At 36.8% G+C, this 8799-nt stretch carries 8 protein-coding genes; 7 read left to right on the top strand and 1 reads right to left on the bottom strand.

Translation table 11 applies throughout. The features are described 5' to 3' along the window. The first annotated feature begins 74 nt into the window (after positions 1 to 74). The 6 genes from K6G87_RS18180 to K6G87_RS18155 all read left to right on the top strand — a co-directional run bounded on the left by K6G87_RS18180 (position 75) and on the right by K6G87_RS18155 (position 6886). Complete coding sequence (locus tag K6G87_RS18180) at positions 75 to 515, top strand: hypothetical protein (RefSeq protein WP_296840449.1); 441 nt, start codon at positions 75 to 77, stop codon at positions 513 to 515. Positions 516 to 524: 9 nt separating this feature from the next. Continuing rightward, complete coding sequence (locus K6G87_RS18175; RefSeq protein ID WP_296840445.1) at positions 525 to 998, top strand: hypothetical protein; 474 nt, start codon at positions 525 to 527, stop codon at positions 996 to 998. Between the two features lie 481 nt (positions 999 to 1479). Beyond that, positions 1480 to 2676, top strand: a complete 1197-nt coding sequence (locus tag K6G87_RS18170) for an ABC transporter substrate-binding protein (protein ID WP_296840442.1) — start codon at positions 1480 to 1482, stop codon at positions 2674 to 2676. A 75-nt stretch (positions 2677 to 2751) separates the two neighbouring features. Continuing rightward, complete coding sequence (locus tag K6G87_RS18165) at positions 2752 to 4464, top strand: ABC transporter permease (protein ID WP_296840439.1); 1713 nt, start codon at positions 2752 to 2754, stop codon at positions 4462 to 4464. A 243-nt stretch (positions 4465 to 4707) separates the two neighbouring features. Continuing rightward, positions 4708 to 5769, top strand: a complete 1062-nt coding sequence (locus tag K6G87_RS18160) for an ABC transporter ATP-binding protein (protein WP_296840436.1) — start codon at positions 4708 to 4710, stop codon at positions 5767 to 5769. A 283-nt stretch (positions 5770 to 6052) separates the two neighbouring features. Next, positions 6053 to 6886 (top strand): DUF3737 family protein, encoded by an 834-nt coding sequence (locus K6G87_RS18155; RefSeq protein WP_296840433.1) that lies wholly within the window; start codon positions 6053 to 6055, stop codon positions 6884 to 6886. Positions 6887 to 6992: 106 nt separating this feature from the next. Here the strand turns inward: K6G87_RS18155 and K6G87_RS18150 are convergent, their stop codons facing one another. Next, a complete protein-coding gene (locus K6G87_RS18150; RefSeq protein WP_296840431.1) occupies positions 6993 to 7538 on the bottom strand; it encodes a hypothetical protein in 546 nt (181 codons plus the stop codon). Positions 7539 to 8101: 563 nt separating this feature from the next. On the opposite strand from K6G87_RS18150, the gene K6G87_RS18145 reads away from it, so the two are divergent. After that, on the top strand, positions 8102 to 8799 hold a 698-nt coding region (locus K6G87_RS18145; protein WP_296840429.1), incomplete at its 3' end, for a hypothetical protein.

The raw sequence follows: 8799 nt of genomic DNA, 5'->3' as shown, positions 1-8799 counted from the left end.
AAAACTGCATAAAAATATATTTGTGATATATACTGTTCATGGTTGATAAAGTTACATCATTCGAGGAGGTGGGTATGGATATGATAAAAAGTGAAGAGAGTATTGAAAACAAAAAAACAGTTATTGTTGGGGTGATTTATTCTTTTGTTGGATTGATATACTTCAGCAATGAGATAATTGCAGCGCTTTTTTATTCTAAGTCAGCACGATTTTTTGCAGATCTTTGCGGAAGTAAGAATAATTTGAAATTATGCATTTTTATGCTAATAACGATAATTATTTTCATGGCTTTGGATTTAGTGAATAATGTTATAAAGATACTAATTTTTCTAATTTCATCTGTTGGAGCTAATCATGTGATATTATTAGTAAATTCGTTGATTACTAAGTCTATTTTTGATCAAAACGTTGTTTTTAAGGGGATTGCCAAAAATACTTATGCAATAATAATTCTTACTTTCATTTTCTTGATAATCTTATGGGTTAAGCACATCTTTGCAAGGAGTAACAAATAATAGATAGCTATGGATATTACTAAAAGAAATGAAGTCATAGATATTAGTAAAAAGGTGAAGAGAACAGATATAGTAAACGCAATCATTACAGGATTTTTTTATGCGTTATTGTCATTGATGTTTATATATTTTTATGTTCCCGGTAAATTATTTGATTCTGAAATAGAGCAGTTCATACGTGATCTATGCGGCGATAGTGCTAACTATCTAATGTTTGTAACAATATTTGTTACTATAATTATCTTTATGATCTTCAGACTTATGAACAGTCTAAGAAAGATTATTGTTGTTGCGTTTTCTTCGGCTGTATTTAGTTTTATCATATCTGAAGTTTTTATTTTGTTTCTTGATAATCCAAATGAAAGACTTGGAGTTTTGATCGTTGTTATGCTGAGCGGGTTTTCAATGTTAGCGGTGGTTGGATTATTCCTGATAGTTTTATTCATCAAACATGTGCTAAGTGTAAAAAAAATTGATAATTGACATTTTATGATGTACCTAAAGGTGAAGGTGTATCTTGATTTCGGGTGCGGGGTTATAAGCCCCGTACCCGTAGAACTGCGTCAGCAGTGATTTTATAACGAGTAAAAAGCGAAGCGTTTACGAGTTTAACTATTAGTAATCTGGTGACTAATATTTTGTTTACAAATTTCCGATATAATATTATTTAATGTTCGATATGTGGTATTATATATATAGTATATATTATTTCAAATTAGTAATGATTTTCAATGACTGCAAATGTAGTATATGAATTTACATATTACTAAAGACAGATTCAATTGGCTTACTTGTTTTTTAATATAATCAGATCATAAATTTCTACCTCAAATAACTGAATATAATAGCGAATAATATAGTCATGCTCAATGGTTTTGTTGATTATGAATTGTGTTCAAGGCTTATGTTTGAAAGCAATTCTTAAATCATATTTTTCACATTCATTTTCGAAAGGAGAGGAAATATGAAAAAGAAATTGGCATTGGTATTAGCAGGACTTATGTCTTTCAGTTTGGTGGCCTGCGGAGGTTCGGGAGCTGATACTTCCGGTGATAATACCGCAGCAGATACTAACACTGAGAACACAGCTACTGAAGAGACTCCTACTGAAGATACAGGATCAGGAGAAACAGAGGCTGACGCTACAGATGGTGCAAATCTGGATGAGCTTATAGAAGCTGCTAAGGCTGAGGGTGAGCTTATCGTCTACGGTTCATGCGAGGAAGAGTATCTCGCAGCTGCATGCGAACATTTCCAGGAACTTTATGGAATTACTGTTCAGTATCAGCGTCTTTCTACCGGTGAAGTTCAGAGCAAAATTGAAGAAGAAAATGGTAATCCTTCAGGTGATGTTTGGTTTGGAGGTACAACAGATCCTTATAATGTTGCAGCAGGAGAGGGGCTTCTTGAGGCTTATGAAGCTCAAAATGCAAGCCATCTTATAAGTGATACCTATCGTGATGCTGACGGTTACTGGTATGGTATCTACAAGGGAATCCTTGGATTTATGGTCAATACAGATGAACTTGATCGTATGGGCCTTGAAGCACCTGCAGATTGGGAAGATCTTCTTGATGAGAAGTATCAGGGTCTTATATGGCTTTCAAACTATAACACAGCAGGAACTGCAAAGCTTGTTGTTAATACTATGATCCAGAAATATGGCCATGATGAAGGCATTCAATATCTGGTTGATCTGGATAAAAATATTGAAGTTTATACCAAGTCAGGCTCCGGCCCATCCAAGAATGTTGGTACAGGTGAGTGTGTTATAGGTATAGGTTTCCTTCATGATGGTATTACCCAGATCGTTGATAATGGTTATGGTAATATCGGCCTTGTAATTCCCTCATCAGGTACATCATTTGAAGTTGGTGCTACAGCTATTTTCAAGGGCTGTGCTCATCCTAATGCAGCTAAGCTCTGGATAGAATATGCCCTTAGTCCTGAGTGTGTAGAGCTTGCAGCTCAGAACGGTTCTTATCAGTTCCTGGTTCTTGATAATGTTGAACAGCCTGCAGTTGCAACTGAATATGGTCTTGATCCTGACAACGTAATGGATTATGACTTTGCAGATGCTAAGGAAAATACAACAACTTATGTAGAAGAAGTTATGACTGCACTTGGAAGTGCTGCAGACGATCGTTTCCAGACTGAGTAATGATCATGTCTTTTGCGGGCGGATGTCTTAAAAGCATCCGCCCCATTTTGCATAATGCTGTAAGGAGGACTTGATATGGCCAAAAGTCAAAGCGCCAGTCTCGACAGAAAAAAGCTTATGGGAGATCCGATAATGGTCATGACCATTATCCTTTTGATTGTTTTTCTTACGATTTTTATTCTCTATCCTTTGGCAATTCTGCTTGTAGATAGCTTTATATCTGACAAAGGATTCACTCTTGATACATTCAAAAGAGTTATGGAGCTTTCAAATTTCAGAAAAGCCATAACTAATACTTTGAAAGTCGGTTTTCTTGTTGGTATAGAATCAGCTCTTATTGGACTTTTGTTTGCTTATGTTGAAGTTTATGTCAAGCTTCGAACAAAGTTTATGGAAGGCCTATTTAAGGTTGTTTCTATGCTTCCTGTTGTATCCCCGCCTTTTGTTTTGTCTCTTTCAATGATCATGCTTTTTGGTAAAGCCGGTATCATCACGAGATTTCTTTTGAAGATCTATGATAATAGTGTTTATGGCTTCTGGGGAATTGTTATTGTTCAGACTCTGACTTTTTTCCCAGTGTGTTATATGATGCTCAAAGGTCTGTTAAAAAATATTGATCCGTCTTTGGAAGAAGCAGCAAGAGATATGGGTGCCTCGCGTTTCAAAGTATTTATGACTGTGACACTTCCATTGATACTGCCTGGTCTTGGAAATGCTTTTCTTGTAACTTTTATTGAATCAATAGCAGATTTTGCAAATCCAATGATCATCGGTGGTTCATATGATACGTTGGCAACAACGATATATTTGCAGATAACAGGAGCTTATGATAAAGAGGGTGCTGCGGCCATGGCGGTTGTACTTCTTGCAATAACTCTTGTGATGTTCGTGGTTCAGAAATATTACCTTGAAGCCAAGAGTACGGCAACGCTTTCAGGTAAGGCTTCAAGAGAGCGAATGCTGATCACGGATAAGAGTGTTACTGTGCCTCTGACTATCATGTGCAGTGCACTTGCCATATTTGTAATTCTTATGTATATTTGCGTTCCTTTTGGTGCGATGTTCCGTACATGGGGATACGATTTCCATCTTACATTTAAGTGGTTTGGTCAGGTTTTCACCAAATATAAAGGTCTTAAGGCATTCAAGGATAGTTTTATATTGTCGCTCATATCCGCACCGATCACAGCTCTTTTGTCAATGATCATTTCTTATCTTGTTGTAAAAAGAAATTTCAAGGCCAAGGGCTTTATCGAAGCAGTTTCTATGCTTGCCATGGCAGTTCCGGGCACGGTTCTTGGTATTGGATATATTAGGGGATTTTCGGGCGGTATATTTGGAAGCGGCATCCTTCAGGGGCTTTACGGAACCGGTGCTATTCTTGTTATTGTCTTCATAGTCAGAAGTCTTCCAACTGGTACTAGAAGCGGCATTTCTGCACTTCGTCAGATTGATAAGAGTATAGAAGAGTCCGCTTATGATATGGGCGCAGACAGTTTTAAGGTATTTATGACGGTTACATTACCTCTTATTAAGGACAGCTTCTTGAGCGGCTTCGTAACATCTTTTGTCAGAAGTATAACGGCTATCAGTGCGATAATCCTTCTGGTTACGCCGTCGTACCTTCTTATCACGGTTCAGATCAATGAATTCGCCGAGAAGGGGTCATATGGAATCGCGTGCGCGTTTGCTTCAATTCTTATTTTCATAACATATGGTTCAGTTGTTATCATGAATCTGTTGATCAAACACTTTGGAACCAGCCGAAAGGTCAATTTGGAAGAGTGAGTTTTGTCATTATGAAATATGTATTGTAATGAAAGAGTAATATTCGTCATTATGAAATATGTATTGTAATGAAAAGAGTAATATTCGTCACTATGATATATGGGTTATTTTCATAGAGAGATCTTATTCACAATAATCTATAGACTATCTTGAAAGAGTTGACTTTGTCGCTAATATCTATTTTTTACTTTGGAAAAAGAGGTAGTGCTTAATATTTTTTTACAAAATAGAGAGAGGGAAAATATGGCTAAAGAGAAAAAGGGAGTTCGACTGGAAAATATATCAAAAATATATAAGGATCCAAAGACTGGAAAAGATTTCTATGCTGTAAAAGATGCCAATATCGAGATAGAGCCTGGAAGTTTTGTGACTTTGCTGGGGCCGTCCGGATGTGGTAAGACGACAACTCTTCGTATGATAGCTGGATTTGAGAGTCCTGATGAGGGTGAAATCTATCTTGGCAATGAGGCAATCAACGCGCTTACTCCTAACAAAAGAGATACAGCCATGGTGTTCCAGAGCTATGCGCTTCTTCCTCATTACAATATCTATGATAACGTAGCTTATGGTCTTAAGCTCAGGAAGCTTGATAAGGCTGTGATCAAGGAGAAGGTTACTGATATCCTTAAGCTTGTAGGGCTTGAAGGTATGGAGAACCGTATGACCAACCAGTTATCAGGTGGTCAGCAGCAAAGAGTTGCTCTTGCAAGAGCGCTGGTAATTGAACCTGGTGTTCTTCTTTTTGATGAGCCTTTGTCCAATCTTGATGCCAAGCTTCGTGTGTCTATGCGTACTGAAATAAGGAGAATCCAGCAGGAAGCGGGGATTACGGCAATTTATGTTACTCATGATCAAAGTGAAGCAATGGCGATCTCTGATAAGGTCATTATTATGAATAGCGGCGTTGTAGAGCAGATTTCCACTCCGCAGGAAGCATATTATTATCCGAATAATCAGTTCGTTGCAGACTTTATTGGCGAAGCTAACTTCATGAAGGCGACTGTTAAATCTCAAGATGTGGTTGAGATTGACGGAGCGTCTGTAAAATGTGCTACTGGCAATATGGAAACTGGCGCAGACTGCAAGGTTGTCCTTCGCCCTGAAGGGGCATATCTTGGAGATAGCGGCGATATTAAGGGTAAAGTAAAGTATTCATGCTTTATGGGCGCTTATCAGGATTATCATATCGAGATAGCCGGCACACTTGTAAAGATACAGGAATATAATCCCAAGAATAAGAAGATTTACAAGGTAGGAGATGATGTTTTCCTTAATTTTGAAGAAGATACTCTCTACGCTCTGTAACTGATGTTTCCAATGCCTCTGATATATTTCCTGAATTTTAACAGGATTATATCAGAGGCATTTTTGTAATTTATAATATATTTATTTGTTTATATTATGAGATGGGGGTATAATGATTTTGTCAAATAGATTTTACACAATGTATTTTTGAACTGAAATTAGATATAGGCTTATTATTATACCTTGCTATAGTCACATTTCATTATGTTTTGTTAAAATTATATTTCATTATACTTTGTTAAAATCACATTTCAAAAGTTAAGCTCAGGAGGACTTATATTATATGCAAACAATTACAAATCAAACATTTGATGAAGAGAGAGCCTTATATGGAAGTAAGGACATAGAAGTTACAGATTGCCGTTTTGACGGACCGGCCGATGGCGAAAGTGCTTTTAAAGAGTGCAAAAATATTAGTGTTAAAGATACCTTTTTTAACTTAAGATATCCATTCTGGCATGATAATGGTCTTAAGGTCTCCGGAAGTGAGATGACTGAGGCTTGTCGTGCGGCTCTTTGGTATTCAGAGAATGTTGAGATCAAAGATACCAAGATGCACGGAATCAAGGCGCTCAGAGAGTGCGCTGATGTTACGATCGATGGTTGCGATATCATTTCACCTGAGTTCGGATGGTCTGTAAAGTCCATAAATATGAAAAATTCCAGCGCTCAGAGTGAGTATTTCATGATGCGCTCAGATCATTTGAATTTCGAAAATGTAAAGCTTAAGGGCAAATATTCTTTCCAATACATCACAGATTCTGTTTTCACCGGATGTGATTTTGATACTAAGGATGCTTTCTGGCACGCCAAGAACGTTGTTATTAAGGACAGCGTTATAAAGGGCGAGTATCTTGCCTGGTATTGTGAAAATGTGACTTTTGAGAACTGTACGATCATTGGAACTCAGCCTCTTTGCTATTGTAAGGGTCTGAAGCTCATCAATTGCCGCATGGTCGACTGCGATCTTGCATTCGAAAAGTCAGAAGTAGTAGCTGATATCGCTTCTTCTGTTGTAAGTATCAAGAATCCTCGCAGCGGCAGAATCACTGTTGAATCAGTCGGTGAGATGATAATGGATGATCCTGAAGCTAAGGGCGAAGTTGTTGTTAAATAATGATAATGATTTAGGAAAAAAACCTGTTGTAATCCTTTTGAGGCATTACAACAGGTTTTCTTTAATTATTTAAAATTTGTGTATGTTAAGTATAAGATATAAAGTATTATGATTTATCTCTTTTTACAAAGAGCTTTACTATGATGCTGCCTATAAGTGCGATTGCAAACACAATGTCAAGCATGACGATCGGTTCAAGGCTTGATGAGTATCTGCTGTCCGTGCATATTGCATAGGTGCACAGGGCTGTGATCGGCAGAGCGATAAGTGAGATTGCTATAAGATGTGTTGTGTTACTTAGAACTTCAGCTTTTCTGTTCTTTGATAATATGAGAAGCACAAGCCATACGATGAATGCTGCAATAGCTATACATGCAGTAAAAAGGGATCCTTGGAGGCTCTTTTTGGTGCTGCCAAGTGTCATTTCGAGAGTATCAGGATCAACACTTACTATTGTGAGATCATAATCAGGCTCGTCAATTAATGATCTTATGGTGGTTATGTGCTCTTCATCGTTGTAAGTCCAGTAAACATCATAAGTGTACTTGGTCCAGGTTCCTTTGCCGGTGAATTCTGTATCTGAAGTTACATTAGTGATATATGCAGGTGCGGTCTCGTAGTTACTGAATTTGGCTGCGCTTATAAACTGCATTATTGTTAATGATGCAAAGATTAAAAACAGCAGTACTGCAAATAGGCGAATGGAAGCGCATTTTTTACATTTTTTTAGATTCATTTTCTTTGTTTTCTGAATAACTCATTTTCCCTCAACTAAAACTATTAAAAATACTTGTTCTGAACTGTGAATTCATTGTGTCACAGACTTACCTACTATAACATAGACTTACGAAGATGTTAATTATGATATAGAGATGATAATTTGAAAATGAAAATTAAAATATGAAGACGATAAGATTATTATTAAAATGAAAAGTTAAACTCGAAAAGGCGTCACTTTTTGCTCGTTATAAAATCGCTGCTAACGCAGCTCTACTGGTACGGGGCTTATACCCCCGCACCAGAAATCAAGATATTCCCACCACTTAAATGTGGTGGGTTATCTTGATAATTATATATAATATGTTGATGATTAAAAATATTTAAGGTTATAATTGTCTTTATAGCGATGTAGCCAGAAAGCCCATTATCTCTAGATGATTGGTAGTTTCACTCACAGCATGAGGCAAAAAAAGCAAGAAAAGAGGTCAGATTATAATGAAACTTTTAATACATGATTTTTCCGAAAGTGAATGGCAAGCAAGAGCCAAGGATTACCAGAATTATGAGATTATATCTGACAATGGGACAATAAGTCCATGCGTGGGCTGCTTTGGCTGCTGGGTTAAGACACCCTGCAGATGCGTGATCAAAGATGGTTATGATAACATGGGAGAACTAATTCACAGGGCTGAAGAAGTAGTTATTATGAGCAGGTACACCTATGGCGGGTTAAGCAGTTTTGTTAAAAATGTGTTGGATAGGAGTATCGGGTATATTCTTCCTTTTTTCAGAATATATAAAGGTGAGATGCATCATAAGCCGAGATATCCTGAAGTTAAACCTATGAGTTTTGTCATAAGGGGGCATGAGCTTAGCGATACGGAAAAGGAAAGAACAACCAAGTACATCGAAGCTGTTTGCAAGAATTTTAATGGTCTTATCAAAGAGATAAGGTTTGAAGAATGCGATGAGAATATAAATTCTGACTGTAAAAATAAAAAGAACGTAAGAGATATTTCGAAAGAAAAAAATGAAGATATTATTTCGAATGAAATTAATGAAGATATAAAAGGTCAAAAGACTCTTTTTATAAATTGCAGTATGAGAGGGACAAATTCAAATTCAGGCAGATTCCTTGAAGTTATATCTTCAAATCTAAAGGAAGAAGCTGAAAACAATAATCTTTCTTCAAA

The organism is Butyrivibrio sp. (assembly GCF_024699075.1).
The sequence above is the reverse complement of the archived record's forward strand: the minus strand, read 5'-3'. Positions and strand labels throughout refer to the sequence as shown.